This window comes from Pseudomonas sp. 5Vm1k (genome assembly GCF_056161485.1).
This window is the reverse complement of record NZ_JBSPCZ010000011.1, coordinates 205,334-227,903: the sequence shown is the minus strand read 5'-3', so window position 1 is coordinate 227,903 and position 22,570 is coordinate 205,334. Positions and strand designations below refer to the sequence as shown.

The following is a 22,570-nucleotide window of genomic DNA, read 5'->3' as shown; positions in this document are numbered from 1 at the left end:
AGTCCAAGTGACCGGGGTTACTCAGCTTTCTTACGCGGAATAAACCCCGGCACACCGGTCTCCACCACCGAGTTGAAGCGCACTCGGGTCGTAATGTCTTCCTTGATCTCACGCATGGCCCGTTGCGGCAAGGTCTCAATATCGATGTTTTCCTGGATATGGCTCGGTGTCGCCGACGTGGTCAGGAACGCCACGCCGCGCTGCACCGACCAGGCCAACGCCACTTGCGCCGGGGTCTTTTGCAAACGCTTGGCGATGCCGGTGATCACCGTATCTTCCAGTACGTTCGGTTCCATGCCATGGCCCAGTGGCGCAAACGCCAGGACGATGATGCCGTGTTGCTGACAAAACTCCAGCAGTTCCCATTCCGGCAGATACGGGTGGGATTCCACCTGCACGACCGCAGGCTTGATCCGGGCGGCGGCCACGATCTCTTTCAAAGCCTCCAAAGTAATATCAGACAAGCCAATGGACCTGCACCGCCCTTCATCCACCAGCCGTTCAAGTGCCCGCCACGTCTCAAGCAACGTCACGCCTGAATCGTAGAGCACATGCCCAAAAGCATCCCTCGGGTCCTGGTTATCACCGGGCTGAAAGGCAAACGGCGTATGGATCAGGTAGCAATCAATGTAGTCAACCTGCAGTCGCCGGCAACTGGCCTCAAAAGCAGGTTCGACCCGCTCGGGACGGTGGTTGGTGTTCCACAGTTTTGTGGTGATGAACAAGTCCTCGCGGCGGATCGTGCCCGCCTCCAGCACTTCGTTTATCGCAACCCCGACCCTATCTTCGTTCCGATAACGCTCGGCGCAATCGAAATGGCGAAACCCGGCGTCCAACGCATGCTTGACCGCTTGGGTCGTGACTGCGAGATCCTTAAACAGCGTGCCAAATCCCACGGCCGGCATCTCGACCGAGCCGTGATTAAGCGCGAACCGGGTATCGCGAAGTCCATCGTGAAAAGCTTCGTATGACATATCGTTACTCCACAACTTGGGGCCGCAGCCGTTATTGATACGAATGTTTCGGTGCTTCGCGAGACGCGACTTTCTGCTCGAACACGCCGACGGAGTTGCCGCCGAGTGCCACGTACAACCGCACGGTGTCGAGGTACTGCGCCGTCTTCACGCGGATTTGCCCGAGCAGTGCCTGCTCATAGGCGCGCTCCGCTTCCAGCACTTGCAGGATGCTGTTCTCGCCTTGGGCGTAGGCTTGCTGGTTCAAGCGAAAACTCGTGTCGGCGGCGCGCAACGCGTCTTCCTGCGCGAGGTTTTGCTCGGCGTCATGGTTGATCGCTTGCAGCGTGTCCGCGACCTGACCGAACGACTGGATAACCGTCTGCTGATAACCAGCGAGAGACGCCTGGTAGCCATCGACGGCGGCCTGACGTTCAGCCTTGAGGGTGCCACCATTGAAAATCGGTGCCGTCAGCCCTGCCGCAAAACCCCACAGCGCCGCGCCGCCATTGCCGGAAGCCGCTTGCGCCAGTGAGGCCGAAAGCTCGACATGCGGATAGAGGTTGGCGGTCGCGACGCCCACCGCCGCGCTGGCCATGTGCAGCTCGGCCTCCGCTTGCAGGACATCCGGCCGGTCGTGGGCCATCTCCGAGGGCAGACTGACCGGCACGTTAGACGGCAAGGCAAACTCCGCCAGTTCAAACTCGGGCGCGATCCAGTCCGCCGGGCCTTTGCCCGTCAGGATCGACAGCGCATGGCGTGCCGAATCGCGCTGCTGTGCGAGAGGTGGCAATAACGTGCGGTCCTGGGCCAGACGGGTTTCGGCCAGCGACACGTCGATCTGGGTGGTGGCGCCACTGACATGCGCCGCGCGTACCAGCTCAAGGTTTTTGGCGTCATTGGCCAGCAACTTTTCAACGGCCTTCATCTGCGCGTTGGCGGACGCCAGCAACAACGCCTGACTGGTGACATCACCGGTCAAGGTCAGGTACGCCGCTTCGTAGCGATGCTTTTGCAACTGGGTAAACGCTTGCTGTTGTTCGACCAGGCGCTTGTTGCCGCCGAACACATCCAGGTCGAAACCGACCCGTGGCCCAATCGCGTAGAAGTTGGAGACGGTTGGCTCGGGTCCGTTATGGGTGCGTTGACGGCCCGCCTGCGCACCAAAATCCACCTGAGGGTAAAGCGCCCCTTCCGCCGCCGCGACCGAGGAGGACGCTTGCCGAATCGTTGCGTCGGCAGCTACGAGTTCAAGATTGCCGTCGATGGCCCGACGCACAAGCGCATCGAGCTTGGGCGAACGAAACGCTGACCACCAATCACCGTTGATCTTCTTGCCGTAGCCGATGTGTTGAGCAAGTTGCTGTTCGGCCTGTTGGTCAAAGTGCTGCGACTCGCTGGCCGCAGGCGTTTTAAAGTCTGGGCCGACGGTGCAGGCGCAGAGGAACACCATAAACGACATCGCACTGACCATCCTTGGGAGCTGATGTCTGGTGATGAAAAGCGCATGAGATTTCATTGGGCACACTCCACGACAAATCAGTAGGTCGGAACGGGTTTGCGAAGGAAGACAACCAGTGGGCTCACCACCAGCATCGCCAGCATCAAAATCTTGAATTGGTCGATCACGGCGATAAAAGCCGCCTGGCCGGTGATCATTTCATTGAACCCCGCCAGCGCTTGCAGGGACGGCATCGCGGCGCGATACGGCGTCACATTGCTGGCCAGCGCCAGGTGCATCGCCTGGGTGTTGTTGAAGAAAAACAGCTGCACAATCGCCACGCCGAGGGTGCTGCCGTAGACCCGTGACAGGTTGAACAGACCGGTGCCTTCCGGGCGCAGTGCCGGGTCGAGGGTGCTGAACGCAACCTTGGTCAGCGCCGGCATCAAGATGCCGATGCCGATCCCCTGAATGGCGCCGGCAACGGCCACCGGCGACCAGTCCATCAACGGCGAATAGCCGAGCATCAGCCAGTTGGCATAAACCACCAGGGCCACACCCGCGGCGACGAACAGCCGACGGTCGAAACGCTCGGGAACCCGGCCCATCAACAGGAACGCGCCCACCAGGCCGATGCCGCGCGGGATCGTCAGGGAACCGGTGGTGTCAGGCGGGTAGCCGAGAATCTCGTCGAGCATCGGCGAGGTCAGGGCCATGGTCGACAACAGCACGAAACCCACGGCGAAAAAGATCACCGTCGACAGCACGAAGTTACGGTCGTCGAACAAACGCTTGTTGAGGAAATGCACCTTGGCGGTTAACACATGCACAAGGAACAGGTAGAACCCCAGCGCACAGCCCAGCGCTTCCAGCCAGATTTCGGTCGAGGCAAACCAGTCCAGGCGTTCACCGCGATCGAGCAACATCTGCAGGCTGATCAACCCCAGCGTGAAGGTGCCGAAGCCAAAGAAGTCGAACGTCGGGCGCTTCTCGGCCTTCTTCTCGGCGAGCAACAGCGCCATCGCCAGGAAGATGAACGCTGATAACGGCAGGCTGAGGTAGAAGATCGGGCGCCAGCCGAAATGTTCGCCGACCCAACCACCGATGCTCGGGCCGCTGACGATGCCCAACAGCACGATAGCCGTCCACGTCGCGCCAAATTTCGCACGCTTGGGCAGTGGCAAAGTCTCCATGGCAATCGCCATCGACAGCGGCGCCAGCACACCACTCGCCAGTCCTTGAACAATCCGCGCGCCGATGAATTCCAACGGGGTCGTTGCTCGCGTAACCAGCAGCAAGCCAAGGACGAAGCAACCCAACGCGACCAGGTAAACCCGCTTCAAGCCAAAACGCCCGGCGAGCCACTGCGCAATCGGCAAAGTGATGGCGCTCGCCGCGAGGTACGAAGTAAAAATCCAGCCCGCCTGGTCGTCGGTCATCGACAGGCTGCCCTGAATCAAGCGCAGTACTGCGTTCGGCAACGGCAAGTTCGCCGACTGCATATAGGTCGCGAGCAGCGCGGCGAACCTTAATGTCCGCGTGTTCATCAGAAGTTACCCGCAGTCAGCAATGATTTCAGTGGATGCCACCACGGCGAGCGAAACCCGGTATCAACCTTGACCGTGGCGCTGGTCCCGGAGAACAGCGGCAGCGCTGGATCTGCTTCATCGAGCTCAAGACGAACCGGTACCCGCTGGACCACCTTGACCCAGTTGCCGGTGGCATTTTCCGGTGGCAGCAAGGCGAAATCCGCGCCGGCGCCTGGGCTCATGCTGGTGACGTGGGCCTTGAAAACGTGATCGGGATAAGTGTCGATGCTGATCGTCGCTTCCTGGCCAGGGCGCATATGAGTGACTTCGGTTTCGCGGAAGTTGGCTTCGATCCACACCTGACGACCGGACAGCAGCGCAAAGGCTGGCGCGCCGTTATTGACGTAATTGCCTACCTGCAAATCGTCGACTTTGGCGACGATGCCATCGTCCGGCGCGTACACCGTCGCGTACAACAGGTAGAGCTGCGCTTCGTCAAGCTGGGCCTTGGCCTCATGCACCGTTGGGTGATTGTCGGCGTTGATGTTGGGGTCACCGTTCAAAGCAACGATGGTGCTGGCGATCTGTTGTTCGATCGATGCGATTCGCTGCCGGGAGACTTTAAGGTCGGTGTCAGCGCGCTCGTAAATGGCGCGGGAGACGAACTCGGTCGCCACCAGTGCCTTCTTGCGAGCAAATTCTTTCTGGTCGAAATCCGCCGACTCTTTGGCCGATTGCAGTTCGGCCTGCTGCTGGCGGTAACTGGCCTTGAGGCCGTCAATGCGCAGCCGGGCGACGCTCAGTTGAGCCTGTGCGCGGTCAACCGCGATCTGCAACGGTTTCGGGTCGATGCGAAACAGCACTTGGCCCTTGCGAACCGGCTGGTTGTCCTCGACCGCGATTTCCACGACTTGCCCGGAAATGCGTGCGTTGATCGACGCTTTCGCCACCCGGGCGTAGGCGTTATCAGTGGTGACGAAGGGTTCGCCGGCCACGTAGTGCGCATACCCGACGGCTGCGAAAAGTACCGGAAAACCAATCATCAGAAACGGCCGCAGTTTCTCTCTGAGGGGCTTCTTGATGGGCATGTCCGGGCCTGGATGCTCGATGGCTTGTGCCGCTGAGATGTCGAACTGTTTAGTCATGATCGCCTGCACCTGTCACTGGGTAATCGGTCAACGCCTGCAAGATTCGCCTGCGGCCCTGATGTCAATAATTGCTATGAGAAAGCCAGCCCGTGCGCGGTCAGGAGGATCACTCCGCCGCGCCTGTTTGGTCGCCGCAACACCCAGTTCGAGCTCCGCTACAACAAACCTGAAGCCAAGGAATTTTTGGTTCCTTATTTTTGTGCGATGATGTAAGAATATAGACACCCCCACCTTCCATCAAGAGTTTTATACGATATGGCACAAAAAAAGATCACCGAGGGAAAAGGACGCGGCCGCCCTCGCGCATACGACCCGCAAACAGCCTTGCAGCAAGCGCTTGGCGTGTTCTGGAACACCGGCTATTCCGGCGCGTCACTGGACAGCATCGCCACCGCGGCCGGCATGAATCGCCCCAGCCTGTATGCCGCGTTCGGTGACAAGCACGCGCTGTACATCAAGGCACTGGAGCAATATTGGGAGTTTGCCGCGGCGGCCATGCACGAGGCGCTGACGGACAGCACGCTGACATTGCGCGAGGCGTTGATGCGTTTCTATGAGGGGCAACTGTCGATCTACTTCTCTGGCGAAGGCCAGCCGCGCGGCTGTTTTGCGATTGGTACGGCGACCACCGAAGCTGTGGAGGATCAGGAAATTCGCGACGTGCTCTCCGATCGACTGAGCCGGCTCGACGCCGATCTCGAAATCCGTCTACAAACAGCAGTCAGTGCCGGCGAGCTGAAAGAAGGCGCAGACCCGGCAGCCCTTGCCGTCCTCGCCTCCTCCCTGCTGCACAGCATTTCTATACGCGCACGAGCAGGCAAATCCCGGGATGAACTGACGGAACTGGCGCGCAACGCGGTCAACGTAATCTGCGGATGAGAGGCTTTTAAGGTGGGACTCGAAGACATTCTGGCCAAGCAATTGGCGGTGGTGTTCTGCGGGATCAACCCGGGAATGACCGCCGCCGCCCAAGGGCATCATTTTGCCGGCAGGAGCAATCGCTTCTGGCGCACGCTGCATCTCGCGGGCTTCACGCCGCAGGAAGTGCGTCCGGAACACGACCGGACAATCTTGCAACACCAGTGTGGATTAACCGCCGTGGTTGACCGGCCCACGGCGCGGGCGGATCAGTTGTCGCGAGATGAGTTCGCCGCTGCCGCCGGAGACTTCGAACAGAAGATCACCCGCTATGCACCACGCTTTGTGGCGTTTCTCGGCAAAGCGGCGTACTGCGCGTTATCCGGTCAACGAACTATTGCGTGGGGACTTCAGCCAAGGACATTTGGAGGTGCAGCGGTCTGGGTCCTGCCGAACCCGAGCGGGCGAAATCTGGCATTCACACTCGATCAACTGGTAGACGCGTACCGCCAACTCTATTTAGCCGCGATAAAGGAAGCAGGACTCCGGTAGCATTACCCAACGGATCAATCCCCCCTCAAGGAGCTTCAATGCTGTTCACCCAACGCTCGACCTACACCCCGTTTCTGCTGTGCGTGGCGATCTTCGGCACTTTCTTGCTGGTCCAGATCAATGTGTTCAACATCATTGTCTGGAGCTACAACTTCTGCCATTTCCTGTATGGCTTCTGCGCGGCAATGTCGTTGGGCTACGTGACCGTCCCGTCGCGGTTTTTCAAGCGCTCGTTGCGGGAAAATTTTTACGCGCTGAAGGCCGGAATCCCGTGGAGTCCGTGGGGTGGTTTGATCATTGTGCTGTTCCTGTCGGCGTACAACGAGATGTATGTGGACCCACGAGAAAACGGCATCCCGTTTGCCTCTGCGTACGCCAATTTTGTCGCCGACATGCTGGGCCTTGGCCTATGCCTTTTTCTCAGCCACTTCACCTTCCGCGACCGCCAGGGCAAGACCCGGACGGATTACGAAACAGCGCCAGCGATGAGTTCCGCCGGCGATCAATGCTGACTCATCAACCCATGCATCACCCCAAAGCGTAATCCCGGCTCGGACGGTGTCATGTGCGAGATGCCAAACACCTTGAACGCCGCCAGCATCACCACCAGGCCGCCGGGCAAGATACTCAGCCGATGAGTCTGCAACCCGGCCAGCTTGAGTTGTTTGACGTGCCCGACTTCGAGCAGGCGCAATGACAGGCGCAACAATCCGCCGTAAGTGATGCCGCTCTGGCCATCGTCGTTCAAGCCGTTGGCCTTGAGCACTTTGGCCAGCATCCGCGCGGTGCCTGACGAGCCGATGGTCTGTTGCCAACCCAGCGCACGATAACGCCGGGCGACTTTTTCAAACTGCAGCGAGGCTACGCGCTCGGCCTCCAGCAGCGCCTGGGCGGTGATGCGTCCGCCATGAAAGTAGCGTGAACCGAACGTGCCGCTGCCGATGGCAATGCTTTCGGTCATCAGTGGCTGAGTTCCGCGCCCCAGAATCAACTCGGTCGAGCCGCCGCCAATGTCCACAACCAAACGCTGACTCTCCGCGCCCGGCAGCGTGTGGGCAACCCCGGCGTACACCAGGTGCGCCTCTTCCTGCCCGGAGATGACGTCGATCCGAAATCCAAGGTGACGCTCGGCGCTGGCCAGGAACAGTTGCGCGTTGTTAGCCTCGCGAACCGCGCTGGTGGCCACCGCCCGCACCCGGCACGACTCAAAACCGCGCAATTTCTTGCCAAATCGCGCGAGCGCCTGCCAGCCCCGATCCAGCGCCAACTCATCCAGCGCCCCACCCTGGAATCCCTCCGCCAGACGCACCGGTTCACGCAGGGTTTTCACTTCCTGGATGACGAACTGCTGATTCCGCCGGACCGACTGGCCAATCATCATGCGAAACGCATTCGACCCCAGGTCAATGGCTGCAAACAGAGAGGCGTCTCCTTTCATGGTAGGGATTCCTGGCAGATTCATTCGCCCGCAGTCGGGGCCTTCAAGACGGTTTGCGAAGATCTTGCCATGGCTTAGGTGACACGAAGATGACACCGCCTCATCCCACGTCCTACAGTCTTTTCGTCACCACTTCGTCATATCTCCCGGAATACCATCGTCAACGCCACCTTCCACGGGAGCCTCCCACCATGCTTGCCAACAACGACACCCTGATGCAGCGAATCCATCGCGAGCTGCTCGATCACAACGACGAAGAGCTGGAACTGGAATTACTGGAGGATGGACACGACCTCGATGCGCTGTTCGACGGGCACGTCGACGAGGGCAGTGAAAAGGAAGAGAGACGACGTTATTTCAGCGAGCTGTTCCGCCTGCAAGGCGAATTGGTGAAGCTGCAAAGCTGGGTGGTCAAGACCGGCGCCAAAGTGGTGATCCTGTTCGAAGGACGCGATGCCGCCGGCAAGGGTGGCGTGATCAAGCGCATTACCCAGCGGCTCAATCCGCGGGTCTGCCGGGTCGCCGCGCTGCCCGCCCCCAATGATCGCGAACAAACCCAGTGGTACTTTCAGCGCTACGTCTCGCACCTGCCGGCGGCGGGGGAAATCGTGCTTTTCGACCGCAGTTGGTACAACCGCGCGGGTGTCGAGCAGGTCATGGGTTTTTGCAACGCCGATCAGTACGAAGAGTTCTTCCGTACCGTGCCCGAATTTGAGCGGATGCTCGCCCGTTCCGGTATTCAGTTGATCAAGTACTGGTTCTCGATTTCCGACCAGGAACAGCACCTGCGCTTTCTCAGTCGCATTCATGACCCGCTCAAGCAATGGAAGCTCAGCCCCATGGACCTGGAGTCCCGTCGGCGCTGGGAAGCCTATACCAAGGCCAAGGAAATCATGCTCGAACGCACCCACATCGCCGAAGCGCCGTGGTGGGTGGTGCAAGCCGACGACAAGAAAAAGGCCCGCCTCAACTGCATCAACCACCTGCTCGGGCAAATGCCCTATGAAGAGGTGGAACATCCGACAATCGAGCTGCCCCAGCGCGTGCGCCAGGAAGATTATTCCCGCAGCCCGACGCCACCGGAACTCATCGTGCCGCAAGTCTATTAAGCGTCATCATTCTGTAACCTGACGCCGTCAATACTCAGGGCATACAACGCGTGCTTTTTTATTGCTGCCTTAACCGGCGGCATTTTTTTTGCCTGTCGGTTTTACCGCGTAAGGGTCTTCAACCTTGCCGGTCAAACCGTTTCAACGAAAACGCCGACAAATCCAGGTCACTGCTGCCCCGCACGCACCATTGCGCCAGTGCTTCGCCCAAGGCTGCGGAATGCTTGAAGCCGTGACCGGAACAGGCGGACACCACCAGCGTGTTTTTCAGATGAGGATGCTCGTCGATGATGAAGTCGCCGTCCGGCGTGACGGTGTAGGCACACACCGACGACTTGGCGACACGCGAAGTGACACCGGCGATCTTGCCGCGCACCTGGGTCTCGAACATCTCACGTGCTTCGGCGTCGCTAACGGTCCGGTCCAGGGTGTCTGGCGAAGACTCCTCGCTGTATTGCTCGGTGCCGACTTTCAGGCTGCCCTCTCCTGGCAACGGCGGAAAACCGTAGTGCATGTCCTCATCACCGGGCCCGTGGTGAAGGATGAACGTCGGTGAGACCTCGGCAAACCGGGCGTTATCTTCCAGTTCGAACCAGAACAACTTCTGTCGGCACACCCGCAGCAAGCGGTCGAAGGGCTGGCCCAACAAGTCGCGGGACCACATGCCGGCACTGATCACAACCTTGTCGGCAAGGATCGTTCGTTGGTCGGTAGTGACGGTGACGCCCTGCTCGTCCGAGGTTATTTGCGTGACGGTTTCACCCTTGAACAGAGTCGCGCCAAGTGCTTCGGCGAGCTGCAGTTGCACAGCTATGCAGCGCTCAGGACGGACGTATCCGCCATCGGGTTCGAAGTAGCCGATGGCGGTGTCCAGCACCGGTGAAAACTGCGGGAAGCGTTGGCGAATCTGTGCGGCTGAGAGCCGTTCATGCTCGATGCCGTTGGTGTGCGCGAGTTGCAGTGTGCGATGAGTGAAGTCAGTGGCGTCCTGCGCGTCATAGTCGGGGTTGGAGGTCATGACCAGCACACCGCACTGCTCGAACAGCGACTCGCCCGACAGCGCTTCGAGCTCACGCCAGATTCTGTGGGAGTTGCGAACGATGGGCAGATAAGCGGCACCTTCACCGACGGAGAGCCGGGTGATGCGCGTATCCCCATGGCTTGAGCCTTGAGTGTGAGGGGGATGATGACGGTCGACGCCGATCACCTTGACCCCTGATTTCGCCAGTTGGTACACCGTGGCAGCGCCCATCGCGCCCAATCCTAGAACCGCTACGTCACATCGTTCCATCGACTCGCCTTCCGAAAAATCGCCATTTGAGTCGTTAACCGTAAGACATTCAACGGTTGAAAAGCCATAAGCCTATGCAGGAATGATGTCGGCGCAGCGCTTCCAGGCCAAGGGTTCAGGCCGTAACCAAGGACACTGAAGCGTCAAGGGGCCGGATATCCCTCGACCTGATCCGGCCAGGAGGTCAACACCTCGAAGCCGTCGTCCGTAACCGCCACCATGTGCTCCCACTGGGCTGACAAAGACAGGTCTTTGGTGACCACCGTCCAGCCATCGGCCAGGGTTTTCACATGGCGTTTGCCGACGTTGAGCATCGGTTCGATGGTGAAAATCATCCCGGTTTTCAGTTTCAGACCCTGGCCCGGAAAGCCGTAATGCAGGACCTGCGGCTCATCGTGGTAAACCTTGCCGATGCCATGCCCGCAGTACTCGCGCACCACACTGAAGCCGTCCCGCTCGGCCACGCTCTGAATCGCATGGCCGATATCACCCAGTGTCGCGCCGGGGCGTACGACGCGAATACCGGCGCACATCGCTTCATAGGTGGTCTGCACCAGACGCCGTGCCTGCGGGCTCGGTTCGCCGACGAAGTACATGCGACTGGTGTCACCGAACCAGCCATCCTTGACCACGGCAATATCGATGTTGACGATGTCGCCGTCCTTCAGCACCTGGGGCGAGGGAATGCCGTGACAGACCACTTCGTTGACCGATATGCACACGGTTTTCGGAAAGCCGTGATAGCCGACATTGCCTGGAATGGCTTTCTGCACGTTGACGATGTAGTCGTGACAGAGCCGATCGAGCTCGTCCAGGCTGACCCCGGCTTTGACGTGGGGCGTAATCATCGCCAGCACTTCGGCTGCGAGCTTGCCCGCCACACCAGACTGGGCGATTTGAACCGGAGTATTGATCACTACGTTGGGCTTCACTGCACGGTTCATTGCGCGGCTCCCGCTGCGACTTGAGCGTCATCGGCAAGTGCGCACACCTGCTTCAAATCAAGGCCACCGACGTGTTCGGCCCGAATCAGCAAACGGCTGATGTCACTGTGGTCCAGATCCGGATGCAGCTCCGCCAGCATACCGATGCGCATCCAGTGCTCAGCCTGAGCATTGATCGAACGACTCAGCGCGTTGCTGGCGACACGCAGATTCTCGTGCATGTCTTCTGAAATTTTTACGATACCCATACAACCCCCCACAACAATACGAAATGCATATGAAACGTATACTAATCGAACCATTGAGGAAGTCGCAAATTTCGATAGCGTTTTTCCGTCCTGCCACACTTTTGCTTGAGCATAATCGGTCTAAAAAGCCCCTTCCGGGCCTTGGGCTTTTTGCTATTCTGAGGTGGTAGGTGAAGACGCAGACTGATGCGCAAGAGGATAGCGAGGAAGCGTGGGGCGCGCTCCGAAGGGTACACGGTTAGAAAGATCTCCGCGCTGAGATCCAGCCCTTATGCCGTGTGAGGCAGTGAAGCACAAAACTTCGCTGTGAGAGGCCTGATAAATCTCGTAAGCCGGAGACCAGCACCGGCCACCTACTCAACTTTCAAAGCCCGCCCAGTGCGGGCTTTTTCATGTTTGCATCCCGCTCCATGACGGCACGCTCCGACAAACGCCACAGACTAAAAAGCCCGGCTAAACCGGGGCTTTTTCACGTCTCGGGCACGCTCGCCAATCGGCGAAGCATTGCGCTTATTGAACGTTTTTCAACTTGACCACATCACCGGAAACCTTGGTGGTGTAACCGGTCAGGACCCACGCCCAGAACCAGTTTTCCTGCACTTGGGTGTTGATCATGGCGTCGCCGCCCTTGGCCTGGATCGCCGCGTCTTGAGCGCGAACAAAACGGCTGTTCTGCTTGATCGGGATGACGCCAAACAGCAACAGGCCAGTAGCGGTTGCTTCACTGTGGCCCAGGACGGTGTATTGGCTGCTGTCATAGTGCTGGGTTTTCATCGGCGCGCCGGTGCAACCCGCCAAAACCAGACCGAACATTGCGACGGCAACCACTTTGCTGAGGTAATTCACTGCGTAACTCCATTAGAAAACGCCCGGGATCCGTCTCCCGGGCGGCGCGTACTCTAACGGAGGTGATGGCCAATTGGTATCGCTTATTCGCACTGTTCAGATTTCTTTCTGCACCACGCCCCGTTCCTCCAGCAAGCGCACAAACATAGTCAGGCTTTGCGACACCGTGCCCCGGCGCCACACCAGCCAGGTGCGCAAATAACGGAAAGACTCCGACAACGGCCAGATGCTCACCGTGGTGCAGCCGGGCATGCTTTCAAGCATGCTGCGGGGCATCAGCGCCAACCCCGCACCGGCACTGACGCAAGCCAGCATGCCGTGATAGGACTCCATTTCGAAGATCTTGCCGGGCACCGAAGCGTCCTTGCTGAACCAGCTTTCGAAGTGATGTCGGTACGAACAATTGGCGCGGAAGGCGTAGATGTTCTCGCCATTGACGTCTTGCGCCCGATGGATCGGGGCATGATTGAGCGGTGCGATGAGCACCATTTCTTCCTCGAACGCCGGCACGCCTTCCAGCGCCGGGTGCAGGACCGGCCCGTCGACAAACGCGGCAGCCAATCGCCCGGAAAGCACGCCGTCGATCATGGTGCCGGAAGGTCCAGTGGACAGGTCCAGTTCGACCTTGGCGTGCTTCTGATTGTAGGCGGCCAACAACTCGGGAATCCGCACCGCCGCCGTGCTCTCCAGCGACCCCAAGGGAAATGATCCCTGCGGTTCTTCGCCCGCGACTGTCGCCCTGGCCTCCTGGACCAGGTCCAGAATACGCCGGGCATAGTCGAGAAAACTCCACCCGGCCGGCGACAGGCGCAAGCGGCTTTTCTCACGGATAAACAGGTCTACGCCCAGATCCTGCTCCAGTTGCTTGATCCGTGTCGTCAGGTTCGACGGCACCCGGTGGATGTGCTGAGCGGCCGCACTGATGCTGCCGTGCTCGGCGACAGCTTTGAAAATCTCGAGCTGGATCAGATCCAAGTCATTCTCCAAACGTGAACGATAGGCTCAATATTATTCAGTTTCCAGAAAACAACCATCCCCTTAACCTGAGCGCATCCCCCACCCAGCAGGACGGTGCCATGACCCAGATTTCCAGTCTCACCCATGCCATTTCGATCAACCCCGCCAACGGCGAGCAGATCGGTCACTATGCTTTTGAATCCGCCGCGGAACTGGATGCCGCCCTCGCCCATGCCGCCAGCGGCTTCGCTGTATGGCGTCGCACGCCCGTAGCACAGCGCTCGCAACAGCTGATTGCCCTTGCTCAGGTGCTGCGCGATGACGCGCAAAAACTGGCGCGCATGATCACCCTGGAAATGGGCAAGCCGATCAACCAGGCCCGTGGTGAAATCGAAAAGTGTGCGCAGCTCTGCGAGTGGTATGCCGAACATGGCCCCGCCATGCTGACCGCCGAACCGACCCTGGTTGAAGGTGGCAAGGCGCGCATTGAATACCGTCCGCTTGGCCCGATCCTCGCCGTGATGCCGTGGAACTTTCCGATCTGGCAGGTACTGCGTGGCGCCGTTCCAGCACTGATCGCCGGCAACACCTACGTCCTCAAGCACGCCCCCAATGTAATGGGCAGCGCCTATCTGCTGCGCGACGCCATCCAGCGCGCCGGGTTTGCCGAAGGGGTGTTTGAAGTCATCAACGTCACGCCGGAGGGCGTTTCCACGGCGATCACCGATCCACGCATCGCTGCCGTGACCCTCACCGGCAGCGTACGCGCGGGTATGGCCATCGGCGCTCAGGCCGGTGCAGCCTTGAAGAAGTGCGTACTGGAACTGGGCGGTTCCGATCCGTTTATCGTGCTCAACGATGCCGACCTGGACGACGCGGTCAAAGCGGCCGTGATTGGCCGTTATCAGAACACCGGGCAAGTCTGCGCGGCGGCCAAGCGCCTGATTGTCGAGCAAGGTGTAGTCGAGGAATTCACCCGCAAGTTTGTCGAAGCGACCCGCCAACTGGTGGTCGGCGATCCGCTGTCCAGTGACACTTACATCGGCCCAATGGCCCGTTTCGATCTGCGTGATGAACTGGATCAACAGGTTCGCGACACCCTGGAAGAAGGTGCGACCTTGTTGTTGGGCGGCAACAAAGCTGAAGGCCTCGGCAACTTCTATGAGCCCACGGTGCTCGCGGATGTCACCGACCAGATGACCTCGTTCAACCAGGAACTGTTTGGCCCGGTGGCCTCGATCATCACCGCACGGGATGCTGCCCACGCACTGGCGCTGGCCAATGACAGCGACTTTGGGCTGACGGCGACGATCTACACCCGCAATCTCAAACTGGCCAAGCAGTTGGCCGACGAACTGGAAACCGGTGGTGTATTCATCAACGGCTACGCCGCTAGCGACCCACGCGTCACCTTCGGCGGCGTGAAGAAAAGCGGGTTTGGCCGCGAGCTCTCGCATTTCGGCGTGCGCGAATTCTGTAACGCGCAGACTGTCTGGCTGGATCGTCGCTGATTACACCGATAAGCCCGGGGGCGTTTGGCTCCCGGGCTTCCTTGTTTAACCGTTGATCTGTCATTTTAGCGTTCAACCAATAAAAACATATTTACATGCTTTAATTGATATTGTTGGACAATCCCACGAATCAGAGGGTGCCGTCATGAATATCAAAACCTTGGCTTTACTGTTGTTGGCTTTCTGCGCTCAACCCGTCTGGAGCCAAACGCCCCCCGCCCCCGCGACCTCCGCCGACAGCGCCGCGCTCACCACGCGCCTGGCGATGCGTGACCTTTGGGTCGAGCATGTTTTCTGGATTCGCAATTACGCGATCGCCAATCAGGCCGCCGACAAATCCCAAGCCAAAATCGCTGCCGATCAGGTCGTGGGCAACGCCACCCAAATCGCCAACAGCATTGCCCCGCTCTATGGCCAGCCTGCTGCCGATCAATTGCTCAAGCTGCTTGCCGGTCACTGGGGCGCGGTGAAACACTACAGCGACGCCACAGTTGCCAAAGATACGAAAGGCAAGCAGGCGGCAGTCGCGGATTTGACCAGCAATGCCAAGGCGATCGCGGCGTTCCTGTCCGGCGCCAATCCCAACCTGCCGGAAAGCACACTGGTCGGCATGTTGACCGCCCACGGCGGGCATCATGTTGCGCAAATCGATGAGCTTGCCGCCCACGACTACGCGGGTGAAGCCCGCACCTGGCAGATGATGCGCCCGCACGTACTGGCACTGGCGGACGCGCTGACGGCGGCACTGGTCAAGCAGTTCCCGGACAAGTTCTGACACCGCACGAGGTCACACTATGTTGGAAGGACTGGGCCGCACACAGCAGGACTTGCTCAATGCGCTGCTGCACCATGCGGGCGGCATGAGCATTGACGAGTTGGCTGATCGCTTGGCGGTCACCCGCACCGCGATTCGTCAGCATCTGGCGGCCCTGGAGCGTGACGGATTAGTGCTGCGCGGGGAAACCCGCCCGACGGGTCGGCGGCCGGAGCAACTGTATCGGCTCACCGACCATGCAAAAGAGCAGTTCCCGCGCCAGTATCAGATGTTGGCCAGCGTGCTGATTGACGAAGTGGCCGACATCATCGGCCCCGAAGCCCTGGGCTCGATGATGCGCAGCCTGGGCCGAAAACTGGCGCTGGACCGTGAACATCAGGTAGTCGACGAAGCCCGGATCGTGCAACACATGAACCAGGCAGGATACGAGGCTGAAGTGTTCTTTCGCAGCGCCGACGAACCGGAAATCGTCGCGCATAACTGCGTCTTCCATCGCCTCGCCGAGGCCCATCCGGTGGTTTGCGAACTGGACCTGGCCTTGATCGGGGCGTTGGGCGGCGCGGAAGTCGACCACACGGAATGCATGGTCCGCGGCGGTCACGTCTGCCGATTCAAACTGCGCCCCATCGAGCCTCAAGCCCGCACCGATTCGACATCAGATTGACGGGCTACCCCGCGCAGCTCTAACAAACCATTGCCCGGTAATCCGTCCTCCCCAGTGCTCGCCCTCTTGTTCCCGCTCCAGGGTGAAGCCCACGTCCTCATAGAGTTTACGGGCCGCATCCAGCCCCTTGAACGTCCAAAGCCGCGTTTCACGAAAGCCCCATTCGTCACAGAACTGCATGGCTTCAGCCAACAGCCGTTTGCCGACGCCTTTGCCCCGCGCGCTGTCATCCAGAATGAAACAGCGCAGCACCGCGCCGTCCTCCTCGCCTTCGCCATCGATGGCAATTGAACCGACAATGCGTTCGCCGTCCAACGCCACCCACACCTCGTTGCGCGGGTTGTGCAAGCGCCCCATCAGCTCGGCCATGTCACTGGCCACCAGACTTTCGAACGGCTGACCGAAGTTCGCGTATCTGGCGTAGTAAGTGGCATGCATTTCGACCATGCGGCCAATGATGCCAGGGCGATAACCCCGGGCAATCTGCAACGAATCCATGGACGGCTCTGTGCCGAGTCGCTGGGTTCGCAGGGCTTCGGCGTAACGGCCCAGGCCTTCACTCACCGTTTGCTGTTGCGTCTGCGTCAGATGAGTCAGGGCCGCGCCGACCCGTTGGGTGGCGAACGCATCCACCGCGCGCAAGGTCCGCCGGCCCTGCTCCGTGAGTTGCAGTTTTTTTGAGCGGGCATCCTGCTCGTTGGGCACTTCTTCGATTTCGCCCGCCTCGATGAGCTTGCGCACCATGCGACTGACACTGGATTTTTCCAGGCCCAGCAGCGCCACCAGTTCCACAGCGGTCAGGGAATCACGGTTCCCCAGCTCGACGATGGTGTGAACGGATGACGGCGGATAATCCGTTGCAGCCAGCGTGGCCTGCATGAAACCCAACTCGCGCACCATCAGGCGCGACGCCGAGCGAACGTGGTGAATCAGGTTTGAATCGATCACGGCGCGCACCTCGAATGCAACGATCATTTAGTTGTATCGCACAACAAAATACTCGTCAATCGGGAGGCTTCTCAATGACCGCCTGTAACCCTGCTCGGGGCCACTGTCCTGCTTAACTATCCTTAACGACACACGGCACTCTGGAGTAAGGATTCTGGTAGGGAGCAGTCACTTCAACCGAGATTCGAATAATGAAAATGATAATGACGGTCGAGTTCCCCCACGAACCCTTCAACACGCTGGTGCGGGCCGGCAAGGTGGGTGAAATCATTGGACGCGTGCTGGAAAGCCTCAAACCGGAGACGGTTTACTTCACTGAGCAAGACGGCAAGCGCGGCGGAATTTTGCTGATCGACGTGCAGGACGCTTCCGAAATCCCGCGTTTTGCCGAACCGTTTTTTCTCAACTTCAACGCCAACTGCAAATTCCGTATCGCCATGAGTCCGCAGGATTTGCAAAAGGCTGGCCTGGACGCGCTCGGCAAAACCTGGAGCTAAGCAATAGGACCGACCACTTTTGTAGTGCAATGCACAGTCCCTGTAGGAGCGGGCTTGCTCGCGAAGAGGGCGTGTCAGTCAATGCTAATGGCGACTGACAGGCCCTCTTCGCGAGCAAGCCCGCTCCCACAGGGTCCGCACGCCTTTATAAGATCTTTATCCCCCCGCCCCCAATCCTGATAACAACTTTCCAGCCATCTCTCTAGGCTTTTCCTCATAGCGGGAGGAAACGCCATGGACTTCATATTTCTGGTACTCGGTGCCTTGTTTTTCATCAGCCTTATCGGCCTGGCACGCGGCTGTGCGGCGCTTAACAGGAGACGGTCATGACAGGCTTCTATCTGTTCGGCGGCATCATTGCGGCCGGGTTGCTGGTGTACCTGGTCGCCGCGCTGTTTTTCCCGGAGGACTTCCTATGACCACGCAAGCCTGGGGCCTGCTCGCAGCCTTCCTGTTAGCGCTGGGTCTGTTGGCCTGGCCGCTCGGGCGTTGGCTGACCACGGTGATGGAGGGTCGGTTTGCCTTCGGCGCGCGCCTCGAATCGCCCCTGTATCGCCTCGCAGGCGTCACACCTGAAGCGCAGATGAGTTGGCTGCAATACGCCCTCGCGCTGGTCCTGTTCAACGCATTGGGATTGCTGTTTGTCTACGCACTGCAACGGTTGCAAGGTGTGCTTCCGTTCAACCCGCAAGGCTTCGGTGCCGTGACACCGGACTCCTCGTTCAACACCGCCGCCAGTTTCGTCACCAACACCGACTGGCAAGGTTATGGCGGTGAATCGACGATGAGCTACCTGACGCAGATGCTCGCGCTGACGGTGCAGAACTTCCTCTCGGCGGCCACCGGCATCGTGGTGGCGGTGGCGCTGATCCGCGGGTTCGCCCGTCACAGTGCAACCAGCATCGGCAATGCCTGGACCGACCTCACCCGCATTACGTTGTGGGTGCTGCTGCCGTTGTCGCTGATCTTTGCGCTGTTCTTCGTTAGCCAAGGGGCGATCCAGAACCTTGACCCGTACAAGGACGTTTCGACGCTGGAAGTCATGCAATACCAGGCGCCGGTGCTCAATGACGCCGGCCAACCGAAGCTCGATGCCCAGGGCAGTCCGGTCACCGTGGCCGCCAGCACCGACAAGCAAACCATCGCCATGGGCCCGGTCGCCTCCCAGGAAGCCATCAAGATGCTCGGCACCAATGGCGGCGGGTTCTTCAATGCCAACTCGGCGCATCCTTATGAAAACCCGACCGCGCTGAGCAATTTTCTGCAATTGATCGCGATCTTTCTGATCCCGACCGCGCTGTGTTTCGTCTTCGGCCACGTCGTCGGTGACATCCGTCAAGGCTGGGCACTGCTGGCAACCATGACGATCATCTTCGTCATCGCGGTGATCGCCGTCACTCATTACGAACAACTCGGTAATCCGCAATTTTCCGCGCTGGGCATCGACACGGCGGCGGGCAATATGGAGGGCAAGGAACTGCGCTTCGGCATCAGCGCCTCCAGCCTGTTTGCCGCCGTGACCACCGCTGCGTCCTGCGGTGCGGTCAACGCGATGCACGACTCCTTTACGCCACTGGGCGGCGCAGTGCCGCTGGTGCTGATGCAACTCGGTGAAGTGGTGTTTGGCGGCACTGGCTCGGGGCTGTACGGCATGTTGGTGTTCGCCATTCTCGCGGTGTTTATCGCCGGACTGATGATCGGCCGCACCCCGGAATACCTCGGCAAGAAAATCGAAGCCTACGAGATGAAAATGGTCGCCATCGCGATTCTGGTGACGCCGTTGCTGGTGCTGTTCGGCACCGCCATCGCCGTCATGGCCGAGGCCGGCCGACTGGGGATCGCCAACCCCGGTGCCCACGGCTTCTCGGAAATCCTCTACGCCTTCAGCTCGGCCGCCAACAACAACGGCAGCGCCTTCGCCGGGCTGTCGGCCAACACCCCGTTCTACAACACGATGTTGGCGATCGTCGCCTGGTTCGGCCGTTTTGGCGTGATCGTCCCGGTGCTCGCCGTCGCCGGCAGCCTGGCGGCGAAGAAACGCCTGGCAGTCACCGGCGGCACCATGCCTACCCACGGGATGTTGTTTGTGGCGCTGCTGATCGGCACGGTGTTGCTGGTCGGCTTGCTGAACTACGTGCCGGCGCTGGCGCTCGGGCCCGTCGTCGAACACCTCAACCTGATCAAGTGAGACCACGAACATGACACGCAAAGCGTTCTCCTTGTTCGACCCGAAACTGATAACCCCGGCCATGCTCGAGTCCGTGCGCAAACTCAGCCCCAGAATCCAGTGGCGCAACCCGGTGATGTTCGTCGTCTACATCGGCGCGATCATCACCAGCGCCCTGTGGGTCCAGGCCTTGCGCGGCCAGGGTGAAGCCAGTTCCGGGTTTATCCTCGCGATTGCCTTGTGGCTGTGGTTTACCGTGCTGTTCGCCAATTTTGCCGAAGCCCTGGCCGAGGGCCGCAGCAAGGCGCAAGCGGCCTCGTTGAGGGACCTGAAAAAGGAAACCTGGGCGAAAAAACTGCGCGAACCGCACTACGGCGCCGAATGGCAATTGGCGCAATCGAGCGGCTTGTGCAAAGGCGATGTGGTGGTGGTCGAGGCCGGCGACCTCGGCGACTCGATCATCCCCGCCGACGGCGAAATCATCGAAGGCGCGGCCTCGGTGGATGAGTCGGCAATCACCGGCGAATCTGCCCCGGTGATCCGCGAATGTGGCGGCGACTTCTCGGCGGTCACCGGCGGCACCCGGGTGCTCTCGGACTGGATCGTCGTGCGCGTCACCACCAACCCCGGCGAAACCTTCGTCGACCGCATGATCGCCATGGTCGAGAACGCCAAACGGCAAAAAACCCCGAATGAAATCGCCCTGTCGATCCTGTTGGTGGCGCTGACCATTGTGTTCCTCGGCGTCACCGTAACGCTGCTGCCCTTCTCGCTGTTCGGGGTCGCGGTGGCCCAGGCCGGGACGCCGGTGTCGATCACCGTGCTGATCTCGTTGCTGGTGTGCCTGATCCCCACCACCATTGCCGGCCTGCTGTCGGCGGTCGGTGTGGCGGGCATGAGCCGCATGATGGAAGCCAACGTCATCGCCACTTCCGGCCGTGCCGTGGAGGCTGCCGGTGACGTGGACGTTCTGCTGCTCGACAAGACCGGCACCATCACCCTCGGCAACCGTCACGCTTCGGCGTTTTTACCGGCGCCGGGGATCAAGGAAGCGGAGCTGGTGGACGTTGCGCAACTCGCGTCCCTCGCCGACGAAACGCCTGAAGGCCGCAGCATCGTGGTGCTGGCCAAACAGCGCTTCAACCTGCGCGAACGGGACATCGGCGCACTCGATGCGCACTTCGTGCATTTTTCGGCGCAAACCCGCATGAGCGGCGTCGACATGGGCACTCGCCAACTGCGCAAAGGCGCTGGCGAGGCGATCCTGAGACATGTGCAGAGCCTGGGCGGTCATTTCCCCGACGCGGTACAAACCATTGTCGAAGACGTGGCCCGCCGGGGCAGCACGCCGCTGGTGGTGGCCGACGGCGCCAAAGTGCTGGGCGTGATCGAGCTTAAGGACATCGTCAAGGGCGGGATCAAGGAACGCTTCGTCGAACTGCGGCGCATGGGTATCAAGACGGTGATGGTCACCGGCGATAACCGGGTGACCGCTGCCGCCATCGCCGCCGAGGCCGGGGTCGATGACTTTCTGGCGGAAGCCACGCCAGAGCAGAAACTCGAACTGATCCGCCGCTACCAGGCCGAAGGCCGGTTGGTGGCGATGACCGGTGACGGCACCAACGATGCCCCGGCGCTGGCCCAGGCCGATGTCGCGGTGGCGATGAACTCGGGGACGCAAGCGGCCAAGGAAGCCGGGAATATGGTCGACCTGGACAGCAACCCGACGAAGCTGATCGAGGTGGTGGAAACCGGCAAACAGATGCTGATGACCCGTGGCTCGCTGACCACGTTCTCGATTGCCAACGACGTCGCGAAGTATTTCGCCATCGTCCCGGCAGCGTTCGTCACCACTTATCCATCGCTGGCGGCGCTGAACATCATGGGCCTGACCAGCCCGAATTCCGCAGTACTGTCGGCGGTGATTTTCAATGCACTGATCATCATTTTCCTGATTCCCCTGGCGCTCAAAGGCGTGAAATACCGCCCGGTCGGCGCCGCCCTGCTGTTGCGGCGCAACCTGTTGATCTACGGGCTGGGCGGGGTCGTCGTTCCATTCATTGGCATCAAAATCATCGACATGGCGCTGGCCGCCGTCGGTCTGGTTTGAGGAGCACTGTCATGGCCACTCTGTTGCGTCCGGCGCTGACCCTGTTGATTGTGTTTTCACTGCTCACCGGCCTGGCTTATCCGCTGGTGACCACTGGCATTGCGCGGCTGGTGTTTCCCCATCAGGCCGCCGGCAGCCTGATCGAACGGGACGGCAAAACCGTGGGCTCGCTGTTGATCGGCCAGGGTTTCAGCGACCCGAAATACTTCTGGAGCCGCCCTTCCGCCACCAGCCCCATGCCCTATAACGCGCAGGCCTCCAGCGGCTCGAACCTCGGCCCGCTGAACCCGGCGTTGATGGACGCGGTCAAGGGACGGATCGGCGCCCTGCACGACGCCGATCCCGACAACAGCGCAACGGTGCCCGCCGACCTGGTCTACAGTTCCGCCAGTGGTCTTGATCCGCATATCAGCGTGGCGGCCGCGTTGTATCAGGCCGGCCGGGTGTCGCGGGTGCGTAACCTGCCGGTCGAACGAGTCCGCCAGTTGATCGGCGAGTATGCTGAAGGCACGCTGCTCGGTTTCCTCGGCGAGCCTCGGGTCAACGTGCTGGCCCTGAACCTGGCGCTCGACGCCGCACACTGA

The 22,570-nt window shown here is 60.2% G+C and carries 23 protein-coding genes; 12 read left to right on the top strand and 11 right to left on the bottom strand.

The genetic code is table 11. The features are described 5' to 3' along the window. Nucleotides 1–17 precede the first annotated feature (17 nt). The 4 genes from ACWIKB_RS22020 to ACWIKB_RS22005 are packed head-to-tail and all read right to left on the bottom strand — an operon-like array spanning nucleotide 18 to nucleotide 5,068. Nucleotides 18–974 carry an aldo/keto reductase gene (locus tag ACWIKB_RS22020; RefSeq protein WP_475269370.1) on the bottom strand — a complete coding sequence of 319 codons (957 nt, stop codon included), beginning with the start codon at nucleotides 972–974 and terminating at the stop codon, nucleotides 18–20. Nucleotides 975–1,005: 31 nt separating this feature from the next. Then, nucleotides 1,006–2,472 (bottom strand): efflux transporter outer membrane subunit, encoded by a 1,467-nt coding sequence (locus ACWIKB_RS22015; protein WP_475269369.1) that lies wholly within the window; start codon nucleotides 2,470–2,472, stop codon nucleotides 1,006–1,008. 20 nt (nucleotides 2,473–2,492) lie between these two features. Next, the gene (locus tag ACWIKB_RS22010) at nucleotides 2,493–3,941 is read right to left on the bottom strand and encodes a DHA2 family efflux MFS transporter permease subunit (protein ID WP_475269368.1); all 1,449 of its coding nucleotides are present in this window, start codon (nucleotides 3,939–3,941) and stop codon (nucleotides 2,493–2,495) included. Further along, complete coding sequence (locus ACWIKB_RS22005) at nucleotides 3,941–5,068, bottom strand: HlyD family secretion protein (protein WP_475269367.1); 1,128 nt, start codon at nucleotides 5,066–5,068, stop codon at nucleotides 3,941–3,943. The genes ACWIKB_RS22010 and ACWIKB_RS22005 overlap by 1 nt, the downstream gene beginning before the upstream one ends. Nucleotides 5,069–5,326: 258 nt before the next feature. On the opposite strand from ACWIKB_RS22005, the gene ACWIKB_RS22000 reads away from it, so the two are divergent. The 3 genes from ACWIKB_RS22000 to ACWIKB_RS21990 are packed head-to-tail and all read left to right on the top strand — an operon-like array spanning nucleotide 5,327 to nucleotide 6,993. Then, a complete protein-coding gene (locus ACWIKB_RS22000; RefSeq protein WP_475269366.1) occupies nucleotides 5,327–5,950 on the top strand; it encodes a TetR/AcrR family transcriptional regulator in 624 nt (207 codons plus the stop codon). Nucleotides 5,951–5,962: 12 nt separating this feature from the next. Next, entirely contained in the window at nucleotides 5,963–6,481 is a 519-nt protein-coding gene (gene mug, locus ACWIKB_RS21995) for a G/U mismatch-specific DNA glycosylase (RefSeq protein ID WP_475269364.1), read from the top strand. 38 nt (nucleotides 6,482–6,519) lie between these two features. After that, nucleotides 6,520–6,993, top strand: coding sequence for a hypothetical protein (locus ACWIKB_RS21990; protein ID WP_475269363.1), 474 nt, complete (start codon nucleotides 6,520–6,522; stop codon nucleotides 6,991–6,993). Here ACWIKB_RS21990 and ACWIKB_RS21985 read toward each other — a convergent pair. Further along, nucleotides 6,984–7,919, bottom strand: coding sequence for a Ppx/GppA phosphatase family protein (locus ACWIKB_RS21985; protein WP_475269362.1), 936 nt, complete (start codon nucleotides 7,917–7,919; stop codon nucleotides 6,984–6,986). The two genes, ACWIKB_RS21990 and ACWIKB_RS21985, sit on opposite strands and share 10 nt — an antisense overlap. A gap of 191 nt (nucleotides 7,920–8,110) precedes the next feature. Between ACWIKB_RS21985 and ppk2 the strand changes: the two genes are divergently transcribed. Then, nucleotides 8,111–9,028, top strand: a complete 918-nt coding sequence (ppk2, locus tag ACWIKB_RS21980) for a polyphosphate kinase 2 (RefSeq protein WP_475269361.1) — start codon at nucleotides 8,111–8,113, stop codon at nucleotides 9,026–9,028. Nucleotides 9,029–9,146: 118 nt separating this feature from the next. On the opposite strand, the gene solA is transcribed toward ppk2, so the two are convergent. From solA to ptrR, 5 genes are all read right to left on the bottom strand, one after another. Then, nucleotides 9,147–10,319 carry an N-methyl-L-tryptophan oxidase gene (solA, locus tag ACWIKB_RS21975; protein WP_475269360.1) on the bottom strand — a complete coding sequence of 391 codons (1,173 nt, stop codon included), beginning with the start codon at nucleotides 10,317–10,319 and terminating at the stop codon, nucleotides 9,147–9,149. A gap of 143 nt (nucleotides 10,320–10,462) precedes the next feature. After that, on the bottom strand, nucleotides 10,463–11,251 hold the full coding sequence (map, locus tag ACWIKB_RS21970) for a type I methionyl aminopeptidase (protein ID WP_475269395.1): 789 nt from the start codon (nucleotides 11,249–11,251) through the stop codon (nucleotides 10,463–10,465). Nucleotides 11,252–11,259: 8 nt separating this feature from the next. After that, the gene (locus ACWIKB_RS21965) at nucleotides 11,260–11,511 is read right to left on the bottom strand and encodes a ParD-like family protein (RefSeq protein WP_475269358.1); all 252 of its coding nucleotides are present in this window, start codon (nucleotides 11,509–11,511) and stop codon (nucleotides 11,260–11,262) included. A gap of 510 nt (nucleotides 11,512–12,021) precedes the next feature. Next, entirely contained in the window at nucleotides 12,022–12,357 is a 336-nt protein-coding gene (locus ACWIKB_RS21960; protein ID WP_475269357.1) for a hypothetical protein, read from the bottom strand. A gap of 96 nt (nucleotides 12,358–12,453) precedes the next feature. Beyond that, entirely contained in the window at nucleotides 12,454–13,332 is an 879-nt protein-coding gene (ptrR, locus tag ACWIKB_RS21955; RefSeq protein WP_475269356.1) for a putrescine utilization regulator PtrR, read from the bottom strand. A gap of 101 nt (nucleotides 13,333–13,433) precedes the next feature. On the opposite strand from ptrR, the gene ACWIKB_RS21950 reads away from it, so the two are divergent. The 3 genes from ACWIKB_RS21950 (at nucleotide 13,434) to ACWIKB_RS21940 (ending at nucleotide 16,264) form a co-directional block, all read left to right on the top strand. Then, nucleotides 13,434–14,825 (top strand): aldehyde dehydrogenase family protein, encoded by a 1,392-nt coding sequence (locus ACWIKB_RS21950; protein WP_475269355.1) that lies wholly within the window; start codon nucleotides 13,434–13,436, stop codon nucleotides 14,823–14,825. Nucleotides 14,826–14,970: 145 nt separating this feature from the next. Further along, the gene (locus ACWIKB_RS21945; protein WP_475269354.1) at nucleotides 14,971–15,600 is read left to right on the top strand and encodes a hypothetical protein; all 630 of its coding nucleotides are present in this window, start codon (nucleotides 14,971–14,973) and stop codon (nucleotides 15,598–15,600) included. A 19-nt stretch (nucleotides 15,601–15,619) separates the two neighbouring features. Continuing rightward, the gene (locus ACWIKB_RS21940; protein WP_475269353.1) at nucleotides 15,620–16,264 is read left to right on the top strand and encodes a helix-turn-helix transcriptional regulator; all 645 of its coding nucleotides are present in this window, start codon (nucleotides 15,620–15,622) and stop codon (nucleotides 16,262–16,264) included. Here the strand turns inward: ACWIKB_RS21940 and ACWIKB_RS21935 are convergent. Continuing rightward, nucleotides 16,256–17,239 carry a bifunctional helix-turn-helix transcriptional regulator/GNAT family N-acetyltransferase gene (locus ACWIKB_RS21935; protein ID WP_475269352.1) on the bottom strand — a complete coding sequence of 328 codons (984 nt, stop codon included), beginning with the start codon at nucleotides 17,237–17,239 and terminating at the stop codon, nucleotides 16,256–16,258. The two genes, ACWIKB_RS21940 and ACWIKB_RS21935, sit on opposite strands and share 9 nt — an antisense overlap. Nucleotides 17,240–17,403: 164 nt before the next feature. On the opposite strand from ACWIKB_RS21935, the gene ACWIKB_RS21930 reads away from it, so the two are divergent. From ACWIKB_RS21930 to kdpC, 5 genes are all read left to right on the top strand, one after another. Next, nucleotides 17,404–17,709 carry a panthothenate synthetase gene (locus tag ACWIKB_RS21930; protein WP_475269351.1) on the top strand — a complete coding sequence of 102 codons (306 nt, stop codon included), beginning with the start codon at nucleotides 17,404–17,406 and terminating at the stop codon, nucleotides 17,707–17,709. A gap of 326 nt (nucleotides 17,710–18,035) precedes the next feature. Next, a complete protein-coding gene (kdpF, locus tag ACWIKB_RS21925; RefSeq protein ID WP_123402870.1) occupies nucleotides 18,036–18,128 on the top strand; it encodes a K(+)-transporting ATPase subunit F in 93 nt (30 codons plus the stop codon). Further along, nucleotides 18,125–19,897, top strand: a complete 1,773-nt coding sequence (kdpA, locus tag ACWIKB_RS21920) for a potassium-transporting ATPase subunit KdpA (RefSeq protein ID WP_475269350.1) — start codon at nucleotides 18,125–18,127, stop codon at nucleotides 19,895–19,897. Before kdpF ends, kdpA begins: the two co-directional genes overlap by 4 nt. 10 nt (nucleotides 19,898–19,907) lie before the next feature. Continuing rightward, complete coding sequence (gene kdpB / locus ACWIKB_RS21915) at nucleotides 19,908–21,986, top strand: potassium-transporting ATPase subunit KdpB (protein WP_475269349.1); 2,079 nt, start codon at nucleotides 19,908–19,910, stop codon at nucleotides 21,984–21,986. A gap of 11 nt (nucleotides 21,987–21,997) precedes the next feature. Continuing rightward, the gene (gene kdpC, locus ACWIKB_RS21910) at nucleotides 21,998–22,570 is read left to right on the top strand and encodes a potassium-transporting ATPase subunit KdpC (RefSeq protein ID WP_475269348.1); all 573 of its coding nucleotides are present in this window, start codon (nucleotides 21,998–22,000) and stop codon (nucleotides 22,568–22,570) included.

What these genes read in the sequence shown, in the direction of transcription:
- ACWIKB_RS21965 (WP_475269358.1), bottom strand. Translation starts at nt 11,511, where the DNA reads ATGGGTATCGTAAAAATTTCAGAAGACATGCACGAGAATCTGCGTGTC.
- kdpF (WP_123402870.1), top strand. Translation starts at nt 18,036, where the DNA reads ATGACAGGCTTCTATCTGTTCGGCGGCATCATTGCGGCCGGGTTGCTG.
- ACWIKB_RS21985 (WP_475269362.1), bottom strand. Translation starts at nt 7,919, where the DNA reads ATGAAAGGAGACGCCTCTCTGTTTGCAGCCATTGACCTGGGGTCGAAT.
- ACWIKB_RS21930 (WP_475269351.1), top strand. Translation starts at nt 17,404, where the DNA reads ATGAAAATGATAATGACGGTCGAGTTCCCCCACGAACCCTTCAACACG.
- ACWIKB_RS21945 (WP_475269354.1), top strand. Translation starts at nt 14,971, where the DNA reads ATGAATATCAAAACCTTGGCTTTACTGTTGTTGGCTTTCTGCGCTCAA.
- ACWIKB_RS22015 (WP_475269369.1), bottom strand. Translation starts at nt 2,472, where the DNA reads ATGAAATCTCATGCGCTTTTCATCACCAGACATCAGCTCCCAAGGATG.
- ppk2 (WP_475269361.1), top strand. Translation starts at nt 8,111, where the DNA reads ATGCTTGCCAACAACGACACCCTGATGCAGCGAATCCATCGCGAGCTG.
- ACWIKB_RS21950 (WP_475269355.1), top strand. Translation starts at nt 13,434, where the DNA reads ATGACCCAGATTTCCAGTCTCACCCATGCCATTTCGATCAACCCCGCC.
- ACWIKB_RS21940 (WP_475269353.1), top strand. Translation starts at nt 15,620, where the DNA reads ATGTTGGAAGGACTGGGCCGCACACAGCAGGACTTGCTCAATGCGCTG.
- ACWIKB_RS22000 (WP_475269366.1), top strand. Translation starts at nt 5,327, where the DNA reads ATGGCACAAAAAAAGATCACCGAGGGAAAAGGACGCGGCCGCCCTCGC.
- kdpC (WP_475269348.1), top strand. Translation starts at nt 21,998, where the DNA reads ATGGCCACTCTGTTGCGTCCGGCGCTGACCCTGTTGATTGTGTTTTCA.
- ACWIKB_RS21935 (WP_475269352.1), bottom strand. Translation starts at nt 17,239, where the DNA reads ATGATCGTTGCATTCGAGGTGCGCGCCGTGATCGATTCAAACCTGATT.
- solA (WP_475269360.1), bottom strand. Translation starts at nt 10,319, where the DNA reads ATGGAACGATGTGACGTAGCGGTTCTAGGATTGGGCGCGATGGGCGCT.
- kdpA (WP_475269350.1), top strand. Translation starts at nt 18,125, where the DNA reads ATGACCACGCAAGCCTGGGGCCTGCTCGCAGCCTTCCTGTTAGCGCTG.
- ACWIKB_RS22005 (WP_475269367.1), bottom strand. Translation starts at nt 5,068, where the DNA reads ATGACTAAACAGTTCGACATCTCAGCGGCACAAGCCATCGAGCATCCA.
- kdpB (WP_475269349.1), top strand. Translation starts at nt 19,908, where the DNA reads ATGACACGCAAAGCGTTCTCCTTGTTCGACCCGAAACTGATAACCCCG.
- ACWIKB_RS21990 (WP_475269363.1), top strand. Translation starts at nt 6,520, where the DNA reads ATGCTGTTCACCCAACGCTCGACCTACACCCCGTTTCTGCTGTGCGTG.
- ACWIKB_RS22010 (WP_475269368.1), bottom strand. Translation starts at nt 3,941, where the DNA reads ATGAACACGCGGACATTAAGGTTCGCCGCGCTGCTCGCGACCTATATG.
- ACWIKB_RS22020 (WP_475269370.1), bottom strand. Translation starts at nt 974, where the DNA reads ATGTCATACGAAGCTTTTCACGATGGACTTCGCGATACCCGGTTCGCG.